This is a genomic window from Paeniglutamicibacter psychrophenolicus (genome assembly GCF_017876575.1).
Taxonomy (GTDB): Bacteria; Actinomycetota; Actinomycetes; order Actinomycetales; family Micrococcaceae; genus Paeniglutamicibacter; species Paeniglutamicibacter psychrophenolicus.
The window spans coordinates 955,396-974,475 of the sequence record NZ_JAGIOE010000001.1 but is presented as its reverse complement, the minus strand read 5'-3'; the positions used below and the strand labels follow the sequence as shown (position 1 = coordinate 974,475).

The following is a 19,080-nucleotide window of genomic DNA, read 5'->3' as shown; positions in this document are numbered from 1 at the left end:
TTTCAATCCCTAAAGGGTGTTGTTGTTTGCCGAGGCAAGGTCGGTATCGGGGCAGTCCCCGCCGCTGGCCGGACCCTTGCCGATGGTTTCCCAGCGCGGGCGCGGCACCGAGGCCAGCAGCGTCTGGGTGTACGGGTGCTGTGGGTGGTTCAGTACCTGGGCGGTGGGGCCGGATTCCACAATGGCGCCGTTTTGGACCACCAGCAGCTCGTCGCAGATCTCCCCCACGATCGCCAGGTCGTGGCTGATGAACAGCACCGAGACGCCCTGCTCGCGGCGCAGCTTGTTGACCAGTTCCAGCACCTGCGCCTGGACCGAGACATCAAGTGCGCTGGTGGCCTCGTCCAGGACCAGCAGTCGCGGTTCCAGGGCCATCGCCTTGGCGATTGCAACGCGCTGGCGCTGCCCGCCGGAGAGCTTGCGCGGGTAGAGGTGCGCGTGTTTTTCCTCCAGGCCCACCGACTCGAGCAGCTCAACGACGCGTGCCTTCATGGCCTTGGCATCGAGCTTGTAGTGCAGCTTGAGCACGGTTTCCAGGGCCTTGGCCGGGGTGAGCCTCGAGTCCAGGGACTGGTAGGGGTCCTGGAAGACCATTTGCACCCGCGAGGCCTTTTTCAGTCGGCGTTCCTTGGCGTTGGCTCCGGTGATCTCGCCACCTGCCACGGTCATCGACCCGGTGTCGGGGCTTTCCAGCCCGGCCACGATGCGCCCGAGCGTTGACTTGCCCGAGCCGGATTCGCCGACAATGGCCAGCCCGCCGCCGGCGGGGATCACCAGCGAGACGTTCTTCAGCGCCTGGACCGGGGGTTGGCCGGAGAGGTGGTAGGTCTTGGAGATGTTCTCGACGCCCAGCACCGGGGCCTGGGTTGGATTGCTCCGATGGGCACCGGTCTTCGGGACGCCCGCCATCGACGGGGTGGCTGCGACAAGTGCCTTGGTGTAGTCGGAGACCGGGGCCTCAAAGACCTGCCGGGTGTCCCCGTGCTCCTGCACCACGCCGTTGCGCAAAACATAGGTGCGGTCTGCAATCGATGCAGCCAGGGCCAGGTCGTGGGTGATGAAAAGCATCCCCATCGAGCGTTCCTTGACCGCATTGGAGAGCAGCTCGATGACGGCGGCCTGGGTGGTGACATCCAGCGCGGTGGTCGACTCGTCGCAGATCAGCAGCTCCGGGTCGTTCATCAGGGCGCCGGCGATCATCACGCGCTGCAGCATGCCGCCGGAAAGCTCGTGCGGGTACTGGTGCATGCGGGCCTCGGGGTTGGTCAACCCCATGGAGGCCAGCAACCCGATGGCGCGCTTCTGCAGGGCTGCCTTGTTGGCGCCCGGCTCCTGCATCATGGGTTCAACCAGGTGGGCACCCAGGGTGCGCACCGGGTTGATGGAGGAACGCGGGTCCTGGAAGACCATCGCGGCGCGGGTGCGGCGCAGGGCCCGCAGTTCCGGGCCGCTGGCCTTGAGCACTTGGACCCCCTCCAGGTCGATCTGGCCGCTCACCGTGGCCGATGAGGGCAGCAGGCCCAACACCGCACGGGCGGTCAGCGACTTGCCCGAGCCGGATTCGCCGACCAGCGCGACGGTCTCTCCCCTGTCGATGTGCAGCGACACCTTATCCAGCAGCTGCAGGGCGGGTGTTCCGTGGGCCTTGATTTCAATGCCCAACTCGACGACGTCTAGAAGTTTCATGCGAACGGGTCTCCCAACTTGTCCGAAAGCCATCCGCCGACGGAGTTCACCGCGACGACAACGAGCACCACTGCAATGGAGGGGATCAACGCGGGCAGGAAGCTGCCCGAGACCAGGGCCGCCTGGCCCTCGTTGATCATGTTGCCCCAGTCCGCGGTGGGTGCCTGGATGCCCAGGCCCAGGAAGGACAGGGCGGCAAGTTCGACCAGCACGTAGCCGAAGTTCTGCGTGGTCTGCGAACCGACGACGCCCAACACGTTGGGCATCACCGCGCGGGTCGCGATCCAGGGTGCGGAGAATCCCTGCACCTTGTAGGCGGCCACGTACTGGCGGTTCTTCTCGGTGGCCACCAGCTGGCGGGTGAGCCGGCCGATGTAGGGGGTGTAGGCAATCGACATGGCGATCACCGGGGCTACCAGGCCCTTGCCGAACAGCGCCACGGCCAGGATGGCCAGCAGCAGGGCGGGGAAGGCCAGCACGATGTCGAAGACGCGGGAAATGACGGCGTCGACCTTGCCGCCTGCCCAACCGGCCCACAGCCCGGAAAGCAGGCCCAGGATGGTGGAGGCCAGCACCACGACGATCGGCCCGGTCAGCGCGGTGCGCGAACCGAAGACCATCCGCGAGAGGATGTCGCGGCCCAGCGCGTCGGTGCCCAGCAGGTGTGCGGCGCTCGGGCCGGTGTTGACCCGCAGCAGGTCAACGGTCGAGGGCGAGTAGGGTGCGACCAGCGGTGCGAATACCGCGGCGATGAGCACGATGACCAGGAAGGAGATGGCGAACACCAGCCCCCAGCGGGTCTTGTGCAGGGACAGGCGCTTAAGCGGCAAACGCGGTGCTGCTTGGATGCTCATCGTGCTCCCTCCCCGGCCTTGAGGCGCGGATCGATGACGGGACCCAAAAGGTCAACGAGTGTATTGATGGCGACAAAGGCCGTGACAACGATCAGCACGATGGCCTGCACCACCGGGAAGTCCAGCCGATCCACCGAGGAGACCAGCAGCGAACCCAGCCCGGCCAGGCCAAAGGCCTGCTCCACGATCGCGGAGGAGACCAGCAGCCCGGCAACCAGCAGGCCGGAGACCGTCAGGATCGGGCCCAGTGCGTTGCGCAGCACGTGGCGGATGACCACGGCCACGGGGGTGACGCCGCGCGAGCGGGCGACCTCGACGTGTTCGCGGGCGAATTCCTCCAGCATGGCCGAGCGGGTCACGCGCCCCACCACGGCGATGAAGGACAGTGCCAGGGCCAGCGAGGGCAGGACCAGGTGGTAGATCATGTCCCAGAAGCCGGTGCCGGACCCGAAGGAGGGGAACATGCCCAGCTGCACCGCGAAAACGGCGATCAGCACGATCGCGCCGACGAAGGACGGGATCGCGGCCAGGCCGGACATCGAGGCGATGATGGCCCGATCGGCCCAGGTGCCGCGCAGCAGCGAGGCGCAGATGCCCGCGGCCAAACCGAGCACCGCGATCATGATGCCGGACATCACCACCAGCCCCAGGGTCACCGGCAGGCGGTCAAGGATCACCTCCGAGACGTCCTGGCGGTACTGCAGCGAGCGGCCGAAGTCGCCGGTGACCACGCCGGTGACCCAATGCCAGTACTGCTCCAGCGGGGGCTTGTCCAGCCCGTAGATCGCTGTGACTTCCGCGATCGCTTCCGGGTTGGGGCTGCGCCCGCGCAGCAGGAAGTTGATCGGGTCCCCGGGGACCAGCCAGCGCGAGAAGAACACGATCACCGAGGAAACGAACACGGTGAAGATGAAGGAACCGATCTTGCCGGCCGCCAGTTTCAGGCCCGCGGCCACCGGCGTGCCGGGGGCCTTGGGTTCCGGAGCCGGAGTCGGTGCCGTTGCTACGTTACTTTGCGCCAATTTGGGCCGCCCAAGGGTAGTAGAGGTGGTTCACCGACGGGGAGGCGCCGGTGATCTTGTCGTTCATCCACAAGATGGTGGGTACCTCGTAGAGCGGCAGCCAGGGCAAATCCTCGTTGAGGATCTTCTGCGCCCGGGCCGACTTCGCGAAGCGCTTGTCCGTGTCCAGGGTGCCCAGTGCCTCGTTGACGGTCTTGTCGTAGGCGGCGTCGGAGAAGTTGCCGTAGTTGGAGAAGTCGCCGGTGCGCAGGATCGAGAACATTTCCAGCGGGTCCCCGATGGACAGGTACCAGTTGGTGTAGACCAAATCGGTGCCCTTGCGGGCCTCGGGATCCGAGAAGAGCGCGGTGTAGGCATTCGGGGTCACGGTGTTGATCACGGCCTTGAGCCCGATCGACTCGGCGGCGGCGGCGGTGGCCTGGGCGACAACGGCAAAGTTGTTGCCCATGGGTGCGGTGGTGATGGTGATTTCCTGCCCCGCCACGCCCTGTTCCTGGATGATCTTGGCCGCGGCCTCGACGTCGTAGGGGTAGTCGGTCAGCTCTCCGAAGGCCGCCTGCTGGGTCGCCTCATCCGCGGCGCCCCAGACCGATTCGGCACTCAACGCGTTGGTGCGCTTGGCGTAGCCCGCCTCGGCGGCTGCCACCAGTCCGGTGCGGTCGATGGACATCAGCAGGGCCTTGCGGACCTCCGGGTTGCCCAGCGGGCCCTGCGTGTTGGTGACGATCAGCGACTGCACCGCGGAGTTGGTGCCGAAGTAGACCTTGCCGGCGCCCGAGGCGTCCAGCTCGCCGATGGCGTTGGCCGGAGGCATCCAGCCGCCGTCGATTTCCCCGGACTTGAAGGCGTTGACGCGGGCGACCGGATCGGTCATGACCACGAACTCGAGTTCCTTGGCCTTGGCGGCGTTCTTGGTGTCCCAGTAGCCGTCGAAGCGTTCGAAGGAGAGCTTCTCGCCGCTGCGCCAGTCCTTGAGCTCGAACGGGCCGGTGCAGTTGACCCCTCCGTTGGCGTTGCCGTAGTCGCCGCCTGCCTTCTTCAAGAAGGCAGCGGACTCGATGACACCCGGTGCCCCGGAGAGCGATTCGTTGAGGATCGCATCGGGCTTGGTGGTGGTCACGGTGACCTGGTTGGTGGAGGTCTTCTTGATGGACTTCACGTTGGCGAAGGCCGAGTACCAGAACGAGCCCACGGCCGGGTCCAGGTGTCGCTTCAGCGAGGCCACCACGTCGTCGGCTCCCATGGTGCTGCCGTCGTGGAACTTCACGTTTTCGCGGATGGTGTAGACCCAGGTGGTGGGCGTGGGGTTCTCGAACTTGGTGGCCAGGCCCGGGGAGACGGACATGTCCGGGTTCAGCCGCAGCAGGGACTCGCAGGTGTTGGCCAGCACCTGGTTGTCCGGAAAGTCGAAGGCATAGGCGTAGTCGAGCGAGTACGGCTCGGCGTAGAGCGACCAGGAAAGCTTGTCCAGCTCCCCGGTGGGGGCAGCGGTCTTCTCGGTCAGTTCGTAGGTCGGTGCCACGGCGCCGGCCTGGGGCGAGGCACCGCCGCAGGCTGTCAGCGACAGCACCACTGCGGCGGCGGCCGCGAGCTTCAGCGACTTGGTGTTGAAGTTCTTGGTCTTCATGCTTCCCTAGGCTCCCTGTTCCGCAGCGACGTCGGAGGCGCGGTAGACGCATTCCCCGTCGATCCAGGTGGACACGACACGGCTGTTGTGGATCTCGGAAGAAGGGACTGCGAACGGGTTCGGGGAAACAACGACAAGGTCGGCGAAGTAGCCAGGTGCGATCGAGCCGGTGGAGTCCTCGCGGTGGTTCACGTACGCGGTCCCCGAGGTGTAGGCGGCCCAGATGGTGGAAAGGTCCAGGCACTGCTTCTCCCCGCCCAGTGGCACCGAGTGCTCCTCCGGGGCGATGCGGTTCACCGCGATGTGCGCCCCGGCGATCGGATCGGCACTGGAGACCGGCCAGTCGCTGCCCGCGGCCAGGCGGGCGCCGCCGGCCACCAGGTCGCCGAAGGGGTACTGGCGGTCCTGGGCGGATTCGGGCATGAATGGCAGGGTCAGCGTATCGAGCTGGTCCTCGTGGCAGGCCCAGAGCGGCTGCAGGTTTGCCACCGCGTCGAGGTCGGCGAAGCGTGCGGCGTCGGCCTCGGAGACCACCTGCAGGTGGGCCAGGTGGTGGCGGTTGGCGGAGGGGCCGTTGGCGGCGCGGGCCGCGGCAACCGCGTCGAGTGCGTCGCGCACCGCTGCATCGCCCAGCGCGTGGAAGTGGACCTGGAAACCTTCGGCATCCAGTGCGGTGACGTAGCTGGCGAGGTTTTCGGCGGAGATGAAGGACAGGCCGGTGTTATCGGTCTTGTGTCCGCACTTGTCGCGGTAGGGCTCAATCATCGAGGCCGTGTAGTTCTCGGCGATGCCGTCAACCATGATCTTGATGGTGCCCAGGTTGAAGCGCTCGGGCAGGCCCAGGGCCTCGGCGCGGGCGCGGGTGGCGACCAAAGCCGGAATCTGTTCCAGACCGGCATCGCGTGCCCACCATTGGGCGCCGCGGACGCGGACCTTTAACGTGCCGTCGGCCAGCGCGCGTTCATAGGCAAGCGACGTGGAAGGGTTCTCCGGGTTGCCGTTGACCATGGCGTCCTGCCAGCCGGTGATGCCCTGGGCGATCAGGTCGTCCTGGGCGCGAAGCAGGCCGGCGAGCAGGAAGTCGTCGGTCGATTTCGGGGCGTGGGCGGCGATAAGGTCCATGGCCCCCTCGTGCAGGGTGCCCGCCGGGCTGCCGTCGACCAGGCGCTCGAAGTAGCCGTCGGCCGGATCGGGGGTGTTGGCATCGATGCCCGCGAGACGGAAGGCCTCGGAGTTGGCCCACATGGAGTGGTGGTCGCGGCTGCTCAGGGCCACCGGGCGGTCGGGGAGCACGGCGTCGATCAGCGAGGCCAGCGGTGCGCCGCCCTCGTAGTGGTCCATTGACCAACCGCCGCCCTGGATCCAGGGGACCTCGGGATTGGCCGCGGCATAGGCAGCAATGGCTTCCACTGCTTCCTGCGCGTTTTCGGCCTCCGAGAGGTTGCACTGGAGCAGTTCGGTTCCGCCCTCGGCCGGGTGGATGTGCGAATCCTGGAAGCCCGGGGACAGCAAGGCTCCGTCGAGGTCGATCAATCGGGTGTTGGGCCCGGTGTGGGCACGCAGCTGGTCCTCGGGCACGATGGCGGAAATTCGCCCGTCGTTAACGAGCACTGCCACACCTGTAACGGGCTGGCCCGAACCGGTGAAAATGCTGCCTGAGTGGAAGGCGACCTCGACGTTTTCCTGCATTTGTGATCCTCATCTCCGTGGGCTGTTGGGTATGACACTATTTCAGGTCAACAGCTCTGTCAATGCTGTTGACAGACTAGTTGTCATCATCGAATGTAGGATAGGGGGATTCCCCAGCACCCAAGACCCTGCGGGGCACGCGATCGGAGCGGAGCATGGAAGCCAAGGCCAGCCGGGAACGGGGCCCAAAACCCCACCTTGACCGCGAGGTCTTCGTCGAGGCCGGGCTCCGCCTGGCCTCGCGCCCGAACAGGCTCACGCTGACCTACCGCGACCTGGGCAAGGAGATCCGCGTCGACCCCACGGCCATCTACCGGCATTTCCGCAGCAAGGAGTCCCTGATGCAGGAACTGCTGGACAGGGTGCTGACCCACACGTGCGAACGCACCTCGGCCCCGGTGGAGCGATGGGAAGAAAGGCTCGTTGAGTTCGCCGAGGCAACCCTTGACGTCTTCCTTGAGTACCCCGCCATAGCCGTCACCGCCACCTCCCTGACCACCAATGGACCGGGTGAGCTTTCGGTCATCGAACTCATGCTCGCCTGCTTTGCGCAGGCCGGCCTGGAAGGCAGGGAGCTTGCCGAGCAATACGCCATCTACGGTTCCTATGTACTGGCCAGCGCTGCGGGACTGGTCCGCGACCACGTCGAAACCCCCGAAGACGAATCCGGATCCTTTGCCTGGTTCGCCGGCCCCCTGAGCGCCGACCCGGAACGCCACAGCCATGTGGCGGCGATCCGCGAAGACATCCTGGCCATCGACCAGCGCGAGATGTTCCTGGCCGGAGCGCGCCAGATCATTGCCGCCGCCAAGATGCAGGCAGGGGACCGGGCCGGCACCGTCAGCGAACCTGCCCACGGAAACCCGCCGCCGGCCTAGATGATTAAGTCCTATTGAAATCAGTGGTCGTAGGCGGTCAGGGAGCGTTTTCGGGGTGCGTTGGTCTTCCAGTTGTGCCAGATTCCGGCCGCGAGGGCCAACAGTTTTGAGGCGACGCGGGCATATAGCCCGTCGAGGGTCCGGGCGCCGTGGTGCTCGAGGCCAAGCTGGCCCTTGAGACTGTCAAAGACGGACTCGATCTATTGGCGGATGCCGCCGAACTTCCCGAACCGGGGCTTTTCGTCCTTGCGGTCCGGCCGCACCAGGTTGGCGCCGAGGTCCTCGGCGATGAACCGTTCGAACTCCTTGCCGGCGAAGCCCTTGTCGGCGAGGATGACCTGCCCGTCGCGGACCAGGTGGTGGTCGTGGCGCAGCAACGCCTCGGTGACCTCGCGTTCCCCGAGCTTGGGGTTGGCCAGTCCCCAGATGACCGGCATGCCCTCCGGGGTGCTGATCAGGTACAGGCGGAAGCCCCAGAAATAGCGCGAGTGCGAGGCGCAGTACCCGTAGCCGGCGTGCCCTGCCAGCTCGGAGCGCTTGACGGTTTCGCGGCTGGTGCCGCACGGGACCGGGGTCGAATCGAGCAGGCGGAGGATCTCGTGCCAGGATTCGGTGTCCCTGGCCAGGGCGGTGATCACCGCGGAGATCAGCGTTCCGGCGGCGCGGACGCGTTTGTTGTAGCCGGATTGCTGCGGGATGCCGGGGAACATTTCCTTTAGGTGTGTGCGGGCGTAGCGGCCCCACCGGGCTTCGGAGGAGTGCCCGTGCAAGAGGTGCTGGGCCACGACCAGGCACAACAGTTCGGCGTCGCCAAGGACGGCCTTGCGGCCGGGTTTGCTCGACCGGTCGTATCCCAAATCCGGCAGGACACGATCGGTCAGCAGGACGTAGAGTGTGGTCAGGAGAGTGTTGAGTTTTGGGTTCACATACGAGGCTTAACACTCTCCTCGAACGATTAAAAGACCCCAGTTCAAAAATGAACTGGGGTCTTTTGTCCTCGGCACCGATTTAGGACTTATTCATCTAGGGGTGTCCGCGAAAGGCGGGACGATCCCCCCGGGCACCTGCAAGGCTGCAGGCGGCACACAGGTCGTGCCAAGCCGGTCCACCGCCAGAAACGCCGGGAAAACCGCGGCCGCCAGACGCTGGGAGGCGCCGACGATCCGGTTGCCCCCGCAGACAAGCGCGTGCTCCGCGGTCCGAAACGACTCGGCCGGGGAGCACACGCTTGTTCGCCGTGAAATCAGATGCAGGAACCGCTTTCGGTGCCTACTTGGCTGCGCCGATCTTTGCCGCCCACGGGTAGTACATGAAGTTGATCGACGGCGAGGCGCCGGTGATCTTGTTGCTCATCCACAGGAGGTTCGGGCTCTCATAGAGCGGAAGCCACGGGATCTCGGCGTTGGTGATCTTCTGGGCCTCCAGGGACTTGGTGAAGCGTTCCTGCTGGTCCATGGTCTCCAGGGCAGCGTTCACCGAGGTGTCGAATGCCTTGTTGGACCAGTCGCCGTAGTTCGAGAAGTCACCGGTGCGCAGGATCGAGAACATTTCCTGTGGATCGCCGACCGAGAGGTACCAGCTGGTGTAGTAGAGGTCGGTCCCCTTGCGTGCCTCCGGGTCGGAGAACAACGCGGTGTAGGCGTTCGGGGTCACCGTGTTGATCTTGGCCTTCAGCCCGATCGATTCCGCTGCAGCGGCCGTCGCCTGGGCGATCACCGCGAAGTTGTTGCCGATCGGTGCGGTGGTGATGGTGATTTCCTGGCCCTCGACGCCCTGCTCCTTGACGATCTTGGCGGCAGCCTCGACATCGTAGGGGTAGTCGACCAGGTCCTTGAAAGCTGCCTCCTTGGTGCCGTCGTCCGCGTGCTTCCACACCGACTCGCTGGTCAACGAGTTGGTGCGCTTGCCGTAGCCGCCCTCGGCGGCCTTCACCAGGCCGTCGCGGTCCAGCGCCATCAGCAGCGCCTTGCGGACCTCGGGCTTGCCCAGCGGACCGTCGGGATTGGAAACCACCAGCGACTGCACCGCGGTGTTGAGCCCGAAGTAGACCTTGCCGGCACCCGAGGCATTCAGGTCGTCCACGGCCGTGGCCGGGAGCACCCAGCCACCGTCGATTTCCCCGGATTTCAGGGCGTTGACGCGGGCGACCGGATCGGTCATGATCACGAAGTCAAGCTCCTTGGCCTTGGCCTTGAGATCCGGGTCCCAGTAGCCGTCGAACCGGTCAAAGGACAGCTTCTCGCCGCTCTGCCAGCTCTTGAACTCGAACGGGCCGGTGCAGTTGACCCCGCCCTTGGCGTTGCCGTAGTCGGCGCCGGCCTTCTTGAACATGGCCGCCGAATCAATGACGCCGGCGGCACCGGACATCGACTCGTTGAACAAGGCATCGGGAACCTTCGAGGTCACCGTGACCTCGTTGGGTCCGGTCTTCTCGATCTTCTCGACGTTCTGGTACACCGAGTACCAGAAGGAGCCCACGGCCGGGTCCAGGTGGCGGTTCATCGAGGCCACCACGTCATCGGCGGTGAGAGTGGTGCCATCGTGGAACTTCACGCCCTGGCGGATCGTGTAGACCCAGGTGTTGGGCGTGCGGTTCTCGTACTTCTCGGCCAGGCCCGGGGAAATCGACATGTCGTCGTTCAACCGCACCAGCGACTCGCAAACGTTGGCCAGCACCTGGTTGTCCGCGTAGTCAAAGGCGTAGGCGTAGTCCAGCGAGAATGGCTCCGCGTAGGTGGAGAAGGTGAGCTTGTCCAGCTCACCAACCGGAGCGGCGGTGTTGGCGGTGATCTCATAGGCGGGGGCCGGTGCACCGTCTCCCGTGGCTCCAGGCGAGGCCGAGCACGATGCCAGTGCCAACACGGCACCTGCGGCAAGCGCGACTTTCAGGGGCTTGGTTCTCATCTCGGACTCCTTGTTCGGGTGGAACTGTTCGGGTGCCGATAGCCCAGCCGCGTTCCGGCCCTGCGACGATCGCCCCTCGAGTGTTAGCTACGACACTAAGGGCAGTAAATGCACCTGTCAATGGCGTTGACATATCCGTTGTCACGGACGACTGTAGGATGGCTGGAGCACAACGAGACCCCGCCGAGCGCGGGAGGGGAAGGAGGGTGGCGTGGCATCAAAGCCGACCACCGGCAAGGCCGTCAAGGTCACTTTGGATCGTGAGGTCTTCGTCGAGGCCGCCCTGCGCCTGGCGTCGAGGCCGCACACGCTCTCGTTGACCTACAGGGAACTGGGCAACGAGCTGGGCGTGGATCCCACGGCGATCTACCGGCACTTCCTCAAGAAGGAAAGCCTCATGGAGGAGCTCCTGGATCGCGTCTTCAAGATAGCCCGCACCAGGCTCAAAACCCCGGTCTCGTCGTGGGAGGATTGCCTGATCGATTTCGCCGAGGCCACACTCGACACCTTCCTGGAATACCCGGCCATTGCCGTCACCGCGACCTCGCTGACCACCAGCGGCCAGGGTGAACTGGACAGCATCGAGCTGATGCTCGCCTGCTTCTCCGAGGCCGGGTTGGAGGGCAAGGCACTGGCCGAGCAGTATGCGATCTTCGGCGCCTACGTGCTGGCCGGGGCCGCGGGGCTGGCACGCGACCAAGCCGAATCCGCAGACCCCGAATCGCACGAATGGTTTGCCGGCCCACTGCTGGCAGATTCGTCTCGCCATCCCTTGACGGCTGCTCTACGCGAGGAGATCCTGGCCCTCGACCACCGGGAGATCTTCCTGGCCGGCGTGCGGCAGATCATCGGTGCCGCCAAGGTGAAGTCGGAGGCCTGAGTCCCGCTTCCTGGACTCCGGGCAAGGCCGGGGCACCGGCGCATTTCGCCGGGGAATCTTGCTAACACCCGGCCCGGCCCTGTCAGTCGGTGCCGTTTGCGCCCGATTCCAACGGCTCGGCACCCTGGCCGCCAACGGGTCGGCTTGCAGCCGGATTCGGATCTTCGGCCCCCTCAGGCCCGCTCTCGGGCGCCGTGGCGTAGGCAACCGAAAGTCGCCGATACGACCGCGTGGCCAGGGCGGCAAGCCCCAGAACGATCGAGGCGATCCCGGACACCAGGAACACCAGCGCGATCCCTCGGGCGTTCCCCTCCCCCAGCAGCCAGCCCCAACTCTGTTTCCCGGGTTGGGAGTTCATGTAGGGGATGATCCAGAACTCGGCCAGCGGCGCGATCATGAAGGCGGTGATCGGTGCGGCGGCGGCCTCGAAGGTCATGGCGAATCCAAAGACCCTGCCCTGGACCGCGTAGGGCACCACCTTCTGGATCACCGTCTGCTCCGCTGCCTCCACGGCGGGGATCAGCATCATGTAGATCCAGATTCCCACGGCGTACAGCCACCACCATTCGCGGATCGTGAACGTTGCACCCAGGACCCCGGTGCAGGCGACAAGGATCAGCATGGTGCGGATCGGGTTCTTGCCCAGGCCGAACTTGGCCACCAGTCCGCCGCCGACCAGGAAGCCGGTGGCGGTCACCCCGAGCACCACGCCCCAGATCTCCACCGGGAAGATCGTCAGGCCATAGGGGTCCATGAGCGCCATGAACACCCCGCCGGTGAGGTTGTTGAAGGTCGTGAACAGGATCAGGGCAAAGAGGCCCTGGGTCGCCCGGACCGCGGAGATCCCGGCACGCAGCTCGGCAAAGCTCTCGCGTTCGGCGGCCCGCACGACCTTCGGCTCCGGGATGCGCAGGAACATCAGGTGCACCAGCACCACGAGGCAGGCCACCAGCGCAATGACGATCGTCCCGCCCATGCCCAGGAACCCGACGGCCAGGCCGCTGAAGACACTGGTGATCATGAAGGCGAGCCCCTGCACGGTGCCCACCAGCCCGTTGGCATTGGCCCGGCGCTCCGCCGGCACCAGCAGGGTCACGGTGGTGGACAAGGCAATGTTGCGCAGCTGCTCGACCACCGCACCGATGAGCACCACCAGGGCAAAGAGCCAGAACCAGATCCCGGACAGGCTCAGCATCTCGGACTCGGGAACCAGCAGGAACATCGTTCCCGCCAACGCAAAGCAGGCCACCGTGAACAGCGTGGAGCCCACCATCACCGCGTGCTTGCGGTAGCGATCCACCAGCACCCCGAAGAACAAGCCAAAGAACGCGACCAGCAGCATGTAGGTCCCGCCAATGAGCCCGGTGGCCAGCACCGATCGGGTCTCCAAGTACACCCAGAAGGTCAGCGCAAACCAGAGGAAGCTGGTGACCACGTTGGCCAGGGCCGTATTGACCAGCACATGCAGGAACGTGCGGTGCCCCGATTTCGGAGGCGTCGCTACACCGGTGGATTCCGCTTCGGTGGTTCCGGTGTTGGCAGGTGACGGGTCGTCCTGCGGCATGGTCCAAGCCTAAAACTTGGGCCCGAACTTCGAAAGGCAGGTGAACCAGAAATTTCGTTCCGCAATTGGCAGCGTCATTCAAAGGCCCGGGACCTGGCCGGTGAGCCCCGGCGATCGGGATGGACCCCGCCTGATTTATACTCCGTTTCCGCCCCGCGCTCGCTACAGAACGCGGCCGATGAATTCACGGGTCCGTTCGTGCTGTGGATTCAGCAGTACCTCGTCCGGCGGTCCTGATTCGACAACCACGCCACCGTCCATGAACACCACTTGGTCGCTGACTTCGCGGGCGAAGCCCAGTTCGTGCGTCACGACAACCATGGTCATGCCGTCGGCGGCAAGGCCCTTCATGACTGCGAGCACCTCACCCACGAGTTCGGGGTCCAGCGCACTGGTCGGCTCGTCAAAGAGGATCAGCTTGGGCTTCATGGCCAACGCCCTGGCGATGGCAATGCGTTGCTGTTGCCCGCCGGAGAGCTCCTGCGGATACGCGCCTTCCCTGTCGGCAAGCCCCACACGTTCCAGCAGGATGCGCGCCTCTGGAATGACCTCGCGCTTGCTTCGCTTCTGGACGTACAGCGGGCCCTCGATGATGTTCTCGAGCACCGTGCGGTGCGGAAACAGATTGAAGCGCTGGAAGACCATGCCGGACTGCTGGCGAGTCGCTGCAACGTCGTTCTCGCTTTGCGCAATCAGCTTCCCGCGGCGGGCCTCGACGCCCACCAACTCGTCATCGACGATGACGATGCCCGCATCGATCGATTCCAACCTGTTCATGCAGCGCAGCAATGTGGTCTTGCCCGAGCCCGAGGGCCCAATCAGGCAGGTCACCGAGCCCACGGGTACCTGCAAGGAAATATCCTTCAGGACAACGTTGTTCCCATAGGCCTTTCGGACCGAACGGGTCTCAACCATCAACGCACTCATGCGTCCATCCCCTCTGACACAGCAACATTCTTGGTTGTGCGTGGCTTGCGGGGCGTGAAGCCCCGCCCGTAGCGCCGCTCGATCTTGCCCTGGAAGAAACTCAGCACCGTGGTCATCAACAGGTACCAGAGACAGGCAACGATCAGCAGCGGAATCGTCTGGTAGTTCACTGAATAGATGATCTGCGCCGAATACAGCAGGTCGGATATCGCCAGCACGGATACCAGTGAGGTGCCCTTGAGCATGGAGATCACCTGATTGCCTGTGGGCGGCAGCACCACCCGCATGGCCTGGGGCAGAATGACCCGGCGCATTAGCAACCCGCCCTTCATGCCAATGGCCTTGCCGGCGTCCAGCTGTCCCGGGTCCACGGAGGAGATACCCCCACGGATTATTTCGGCCATGTAGGCTGCCTCGTTCAACGCCAGCCCGAGCAGGGCGGCTCCCAACGGGGTGACCAGAACGTTGGCCGAGCCGAGCGCAATGCTCGGCCCTCCGAAGGGAACGCCGAGGGCAATGACCGGATACAGTGCGGCGATGTTGTACCAAAAAATGAGCTGGATCAACAGCGGCGTTCCCCGGAAGAACCAGATGTAGCCGCGGCTCAGCAAGGACAGTACCGGGTTCTCCGAGAGCCGCATGACAGCCAGCGCCACTCCAAGCACGGTGCCAGCAAGCATCGCCACGACCGTCAGCAGCACCGTGAGTTTTGCCCCTGCAATAATTTCGGGTGCAAAGAGGTATTGCGCGACAACCGTCCAACCGAATCGTTCATTGGTTGCCACGTCCCAGCCGCAGGCGACCATGACGAACAGCGCAACCACTGCCGCCACAATGCGTCCGCGGCGAGACCTCGGGTGAACCTCCAGGCTCGAGAGTGTGGAAAGTATCGCTTCGGGTGTTTTCCGGCGTGCCCGATCGGGGAACTGCGCCGTTGCCAGGTCCGTCATCTAGCCCGCCGACCGGGGAATGTTGACGCGTGCTTCCTCAACGGCGCTCTTCTCGATCCCGTAGTTTTCCAGGACGGCCTTGTATTCGGGGGACTTGACGATTTCCTTCATGGCCGCCGCCACGGCCGGGGTCAGCGGGCCGCCCTTGGGCATGCCGATGCCGACTGGCAGAACGTTCTTGGTGCCGGCGATTTCGATGCCGGAGGTCTGCTTGGTCGCGTGGGCGAGGATCGGCAGATCGGCAAAGACGGCGTCATCGCGTCCGGAGGTGATGGAGGAAATTGCTTGCCGCGTGTCCTGGAATTGCTTGACGACCAATGCGGGCCTTCCTGCCTTCGCGCATGCCGCGTCAAATTCCGGAACATATGCGGTGACTTGGTAGGAACCGCTCAATGCCGCGACTTTCTTACCGCAAAGGTCATCCAGGGACACCTTGCCGGGGTTGCCTGACGGAACGGCCAACCCGGTGCCCATCTTCACGTAGTCTACAAAATCCAACACCGCGAGCCGTTGCTCGTTGACGGCCATCGACGACATGGTCATGTCGAAGCGGTCGGCGCTGAGTCCCGGAATGATCGAGTCGAAGGAGCTCACCATGATCTCCGGCTTCAAATCCAGTGCACCTGCCAGCAGGCGGGAAAGATCCGGGTTGATGCCCGTCATGATTTCCGTACCCTCCTTGTAGTACTGGGTTGGGGGCTCATTAGTGGGGATGGCAATGCGCAGGACACCGGAACTTCGGATGCTCTCGGGGACCAATGCCGCCGCGGCGGGAATGGCGGCCATCGTCGGGCCGTCCGCAACGGCGGCCGACGGTGTAGTGGACGCCGCCTCGGTGGTGCTGCACCCGGACAGTGTCAGGGCCAGCGCGGCTACGGCCGCGGAGACAGCGAGTGCCGTGCGACGAGGTGATTGCTTGGTAAAGATGCTCATGAAGATGCCTTTCCTGGGCGGGGTGGGGATTCGGACTATCCAATGCGGGCGGGAGCCATGGCACGGTGCTTCAGCAAGGAGGTTCCGCGCTCGCGCACCTCGGCGATCGAGTCGCAGCCGAGTAGGCAGAGGGTGCGGGTGATTTCCTGGCGGAACAGATCGATGGCGTGCACAACGCCGGCCTCGCCCTCGGCGGCCAGGCCGTAGAGGTAGGGGCGGCCGATGGCCACCGCGTCCGCTCCGAGGGCGAGTGCCTTGACGACGTCAGTGCCGCGGCGAATGCCGCCGTCAACATAGATCTCCATGCGGCCGGCGACGCGGTCCACGATGTCGGGCAGCACGTCCAGCGGGCTTGCCATGTGGTCCAACTGGCGCCCGCCATGGTTACTGATTTGCACTGCGTCAAAGCCGATGTCGGCTGCCTGGACAATGTCGTCCGCGTTGACGCAACCCTTGAGGACGATTTTCCCGTCCCAGCGTTCGCGCAGGTCAGCCAGGTCATCCCAACCCAGCGGGACGAATCCTCCGCCCATGAGGCTCCGCCACATTTCCGGGGTACTGGTCATCGGGCCCTCGGGCCTGTCACCGGTGAGGTTGGGGAATGCCACCGCCTCGTTGAGGAGAAAACCGAGGGACCATGCGGGACGCACCACGCCCTCGAGCACCGTGCCGAATCGGATGGTCGGCGGGGCCGTGAACCCGTTGCGGTAGTCGCGTTCGCGGTGACCAATGGTGCGCGCGTCGATGTTCACCAGCAGGGCCTCGTAGCCGGAGGCCGATACCCGATCCAGCAGCGCCTGCGTGTCCCGGGGGTCAGGCTTGGGCTTCATGTTGAACCAGCGTCTGGCTTCAGGCGCCGCTGCGGCGACGTCTTCCATGGTGGTGTTGCTCAGGCTGGCCAGGCCGTACGGGACGCCGGCACGGGCTGCGCCACGGATGACAGCGCGTTCACCTTCTGGACGGAACAGCCTAGTGCCACCGGTCGGGGAAAGGAACAGTGGCAGTTCGCTCTTGGTTCCCAGAATGGTCGTGCTGACGTCCGGGTAGTTGACACTACCCCAGCGTGGAATGAATGAGTAGTCGCCGTAGGAATCTTCGTTGCGGCGCAAGGAGGTTTCGTCGTCACCGCCGCCATCGATGTAGTCGAAGACGCTGCCAGGAAGATGCCGTTTGGCACCCTGGCGCAGGTCCTCGATGGTCAGGTACTTGCGCTGAAGACGCTCTTGTTCGGTGCGTGCACGTTGCGGCATTTGTACGAGTCCGAATAAGTCTGAGAGCTTCATTCCACTTCCTAGCTGTGTTGGTGTTGTGCCTCACTAGTCTGTCGGCAGCGGGCATCTCGATATATGGAGAACTCACCAGAGATATGGAGGAAACGCTATAGAATCCTCCTATGACCATGCCAGACGCAGCGCCGGATTCCCCGTTCTCAGTGTCCCGCTGTTCCGAATTACTCGGAACGGACCTTGTCACAGCACTGGGGAGTGGCAAAGCCCTCGCCCGCATGCTGCGCGGAGCCACCCTGCACGACCCCCGGTTCCCCGGCCAGGCCATCAACGATCACGTGGTGCTGGGCATCGGATTGGATCCGCGGCTGCCCGATTTTACGGACAGCGTGCGCGAGCTTTCGGCCGCGGGAGCGGCGGCCGTGATCGTCAAGGCGCACGATCCGCGCGAACCGTCCTTGGCCGAGCTGACCGGGAAGGAGTGCGCCGTCCTTGTCATTCGACCCGACGCCGACTGGGCCCTCATCACAGCCGTCGCCCGCTCGGTGGCCGAAAGCCGACCGGCCGCCAGCGCGAGCGGTGTCCCCATGGGAGACCTGTTTGGGCTGGCCAATGCGGTGGCCAGCCTGGCCGGCGGAGCGGTAAGCCTCGTCGACTATGTGGGGCGCGTTCTAGGCTACTCGACGCTGCCGGAGCAACCCATCGACGAAATGCGGCGCCAATCCACGCTTTCGCTGCAGGAACCAGTGCCACCCGAGCACAACGAGAGCTACAAGACGCTCTACCGAAATGCCGCGGCGACCTATCTCCCCGGAAGCGGTGATAAGTACGGCCGAGTGGCCGTCGCCATCCACGCCCGCGGCGAGGCGCTGGGCGCGCTGTGGGTCATCCAGTCCGATCCTGAAACCGCTCCGGCAACCCGCGCCCTGCTCGATTCAGTGGAGCCCCTAGTGGCGCTTCACATGTCACATGCCCGCAGCACCATTGCCGGCAGCGAGCAGCGAAGCACCGATCTGCTGCGCACGCTCTTTGAGGACCAGAACCACGCCCACCTCGCGGCAACCCAGCTGGGCCTGCGGCCCGAACGCCGGCACCACGTCGTTGCCTTCGGGCTGGCCGACGAGGCAACGCGGTCCCTGGGCGGCGGACAGCAGCGCTTGCTTCACCTGGTGCGCACTAATGCCCGCGTCCGCTTCGGCTGGGCGCAGACGGCGCCGATCGGCCCAACGGTGGTGGCCCTTGTCGCCAGTGACTCGGCTGCAGCGGTACGGGACTTCGCTGAACACACGGTCAAGGTCTCGGCGCACGGACCCGAACCCCACGTGTGCGCAGGCCTCGGCAACGTCGCCGCAACGACGGCAGAGATCGGCCGCAGCTACCGGCAGGCCATGGAGGCCATGGGCGCACTGCTCTCCCCCGTTGGATCTAGGGCGGCCCCCGCGGGCAGCCAAACGGCAGCCTTCGACGAGATCCGTGTCGAGCTGGGCATCGCCAGGCTGGGCGAGCTGCTGAGCGAACAGGGTCTGGATATCGGGGATGATGCGGCCAAACTTCTCGAACACGACCGCGACAACGGCGGGGTCTACGCGCAGACCATGCTCACCCTGCTGAATACCGAGGGAAACGTTCGCGAAACCGCGGCCATGCTTCACGTGCACCAGAACACCGTGCGCTACAGAATCGAACGGATCGAGCGCGATCTGGACATCCATCTGCGCGATCCCTCAGCCAGGCTCTGGCTCTGGCTGCGTCTGGCCACGGCACGGTAGGTAAGTCGAGGAGGGACAGCCGATGGCCATCCGCGCCCATTCCACTCCCCGAAGTCCTCCGTTTGCCACCCGGAGCGCGAAGGAACTGAACAGAGGGCACTGCCGGGCATGCCCAGAAACTCAGGGCACGCCCGAAGTAAACCCTGCGATCGCCTCGGTGAGCGCCATATA

General features: G+C 64.9%; 14 protein-coding genes and 1 pseudogene. 3 read left to right on the top strand and 12 right to left on the bottom strand.

The genetic code is table 11. From position 1 onward, the window contains the following. Nucleotides 1-9 precede the first annotated feature (9 nt). The 5 genes from JOF46_RS04265 to JOF46_RS04245 are packed head-to-tail and all read right to left on the bottom strand — an operon-like array spanning nt 10 to nt 6,878. Nucleotides 10-1,686, bottom strand: coding sequence for a dipeptide ABC transporter ATP-binding protein (locus JOF46_RS04265; RefSeq protein WP_209906180.1), 1,677 nt, complete (start codon nt 1,684-1,686; stop codon nt 10-12). Next, nucleotides 1,683-2,540: an ABC transporter permease gene (locus tag JOF46_RS04260; protein WP_209906179.1), complete on the bottom strand. Its 858-nt coding sequence runs from the start codon at nt 2,538-2,540 to the stop codon at nt 1,683-1,685. The genes JOF46_RS04265 and JOF46_RS04260 overlap by 4 nt, the downstream gene beginning before the upstream one ends. After that, complete coding sequence (locus JOF46_RS04255; protein WP_425355031.1) at nt 2,537-3,562, bottom strand: ABC transporter permease; 1,026 nt, start codon at nt 3,560-3,562, stop codon at nt 2,537-2,539. The genes JOF46_RS04260 and JOF46_RS04255 overlap by 4 nt, the downstream gene beginning before the upstream one ends. Next, complete coding sequence (locus JOF46_RS04250; RefSeq protein WP_209906178.1) at nt 3,549-5,189, bottom strand: ABC transporter substrate-binding protein; 1,641 nt, start codon at nt 5,187-5,189, stop codon at nt 3,549-3,551. Before JOF46_RS04250 ends, JOF46_RS04255 begins: the two co-directional genes overlap by 14 nt. 6 nt (nt 5,190-5,195) lie before the next feature. After that, nucleotides 5,196-6,878, bottom strand: coding sequence for an amidohydrolase (locus JOF46_RS04245; RefSeq protein ID WP_209906177.1), 1,683 nt, complete (start codon nt 6,876-6,878; stop codon nt 5,196-5,198). Nucleotides 6,879-7,033: 155 nt separating this feature from the next. On the opposite strand from JOF46_RS04245, the gene JOF46_RS04240 reads away from it, so the two are divergent. Beyond that, on the top strand, nt 7,034-7,756 hold the full coding sequence (locus JOF46_RS04240; RefSeq protein WP_209906176.1) for a TetR/AcrR family transcriptional regulator: 723 nt from the start codon (nt 7,034-7,036) through the stop codon (nt 7,754-7,756). A gap of 20 nt (nt 7,757-7,776) precedes the next feature. Here JOF46_RS04240 and JOF46_RS04235 read toward each other — a convergent pair. Beyond that, nucleotides 7,777-8,682: pseudogene (locus JOF46_RS04235) on the bottom strand (IS982 family transposase). Between the two features lie 343 nt (nt 8,683-9,025). After that, nucleotides 9,026-10,660, bottom strand: a complete 1,635-nt coding sequence (locus JOF46_RS04230; RefSeq protein WP_209906175.1) for an ABC transporter substrate-binding protein — start codon at nt 10,658-10,660, stop codon at nt 9,026-9,028. Nucleotides 10,661-10,871: 211 nt separating this feature from the next. On the opposite strand from JOF46_RS04230, the gene JOF46_RS04225 reads away from it, so the two are divergent. Next, nucleotides 10,872-11,540: a TetR/AcrR family transcriptional regulator gene (locus JOF46_RS04225; RefSeq protein ID WP_209906174.1), complete on the top strand. Its 669-nt coding sequence runs from the start codon at nt 10,872-10,874 to the stop codon at nt 11,538-11,540. 82 nt (nt 11,541-11,622) lie between these two features. On the opposite strand, the gene JOF46_RS04220 is transcribed toward JOF46_RS04225, so the two are convergent. From JOF46_RS04220 to JOF46_RS04200, 5 genes are all read right to left on the bottom strand, one after another. Further along, nucleotides 11,623-13,104, bottom strand: a complete 1,482-nt coding sequence (locus tag JOF46_RS04220) for an MFS transporter (protein ID WP_245348000.1) — start codon at nt 13,102-13,104, stop codon at nt 11,623-11,625. 162 nt (nt 13,105-13,266) lie between these two features. Next, the gene (locus tag JOF46_RS04215; protein ID WP_281070087.1) at nt 13,267-14,031 is read right to left on the bottom strand and encodes an amino acid ABC transporter ATP-binding protein; all 765 of its coding nucleotides are present in this window, start codon (nt 14,029-14,031) and stop codon (nt 13,267-13,269) included. Continuing rightward, on the bottom strand, nt 14,028-14,837 hold the full coding sequence (locus JOF46_RS04210; RefSeq protein WP_245347999.1) for an amino acid ABC transporter permease: 810 nt from the start codon (nt 14,835-14,837) through the stop codon (nt 14,028-14,030). Before JOF46_RS04210 ends, JOF46_RS04215 begins: the two co-directional genes overlap by 4 nt. A gap of 144 nt (nt 14,838-14,981) precedes the next feature. Then, nucleotides 14,982-15,914, bottom strand: coding sequence for an ABC transporter substrate-binding protein (locus JOF46_RS04205; protein WP_209906172.1), 933 nt, complete (start codon nt 15,912-15,914; stop codon nt 14,982-14,984). A 35-nt stretch (nt 15,915-15,949) separates the two neighbouring features. Further along, on the bottom strand, nt 15,950-17,164 hold the full coding sequence (locus JOF46_RS04200) for an alpha-hydroxy acid oxidase (RefSeq protein WP_245347998.1): 1,215 nt from the start codon (nt 17,162-17,164) through the stop codon (nt 15,950-15,952). A gap of 254 nt (nt 17,165-17,418) precedes the next feature. On the opposite strand from JOF46_RS04200, the gene JOF46_RS04195 reads away from it, so the two are divergent. Next, nucleotides 17,419-18,909 (top strand): PucR family transcriptional regulator, encoded by a 1,491-nt coding sequence (locus JOF46_RS04195; RefSeq protein WP_209906170.1) that lies wholly within the window; start codon nt 17,419-17,421, stop codon nt 18,907-18,909. Nucleotides 18,910-19,080: the final 171 nt, after the last annotated feature.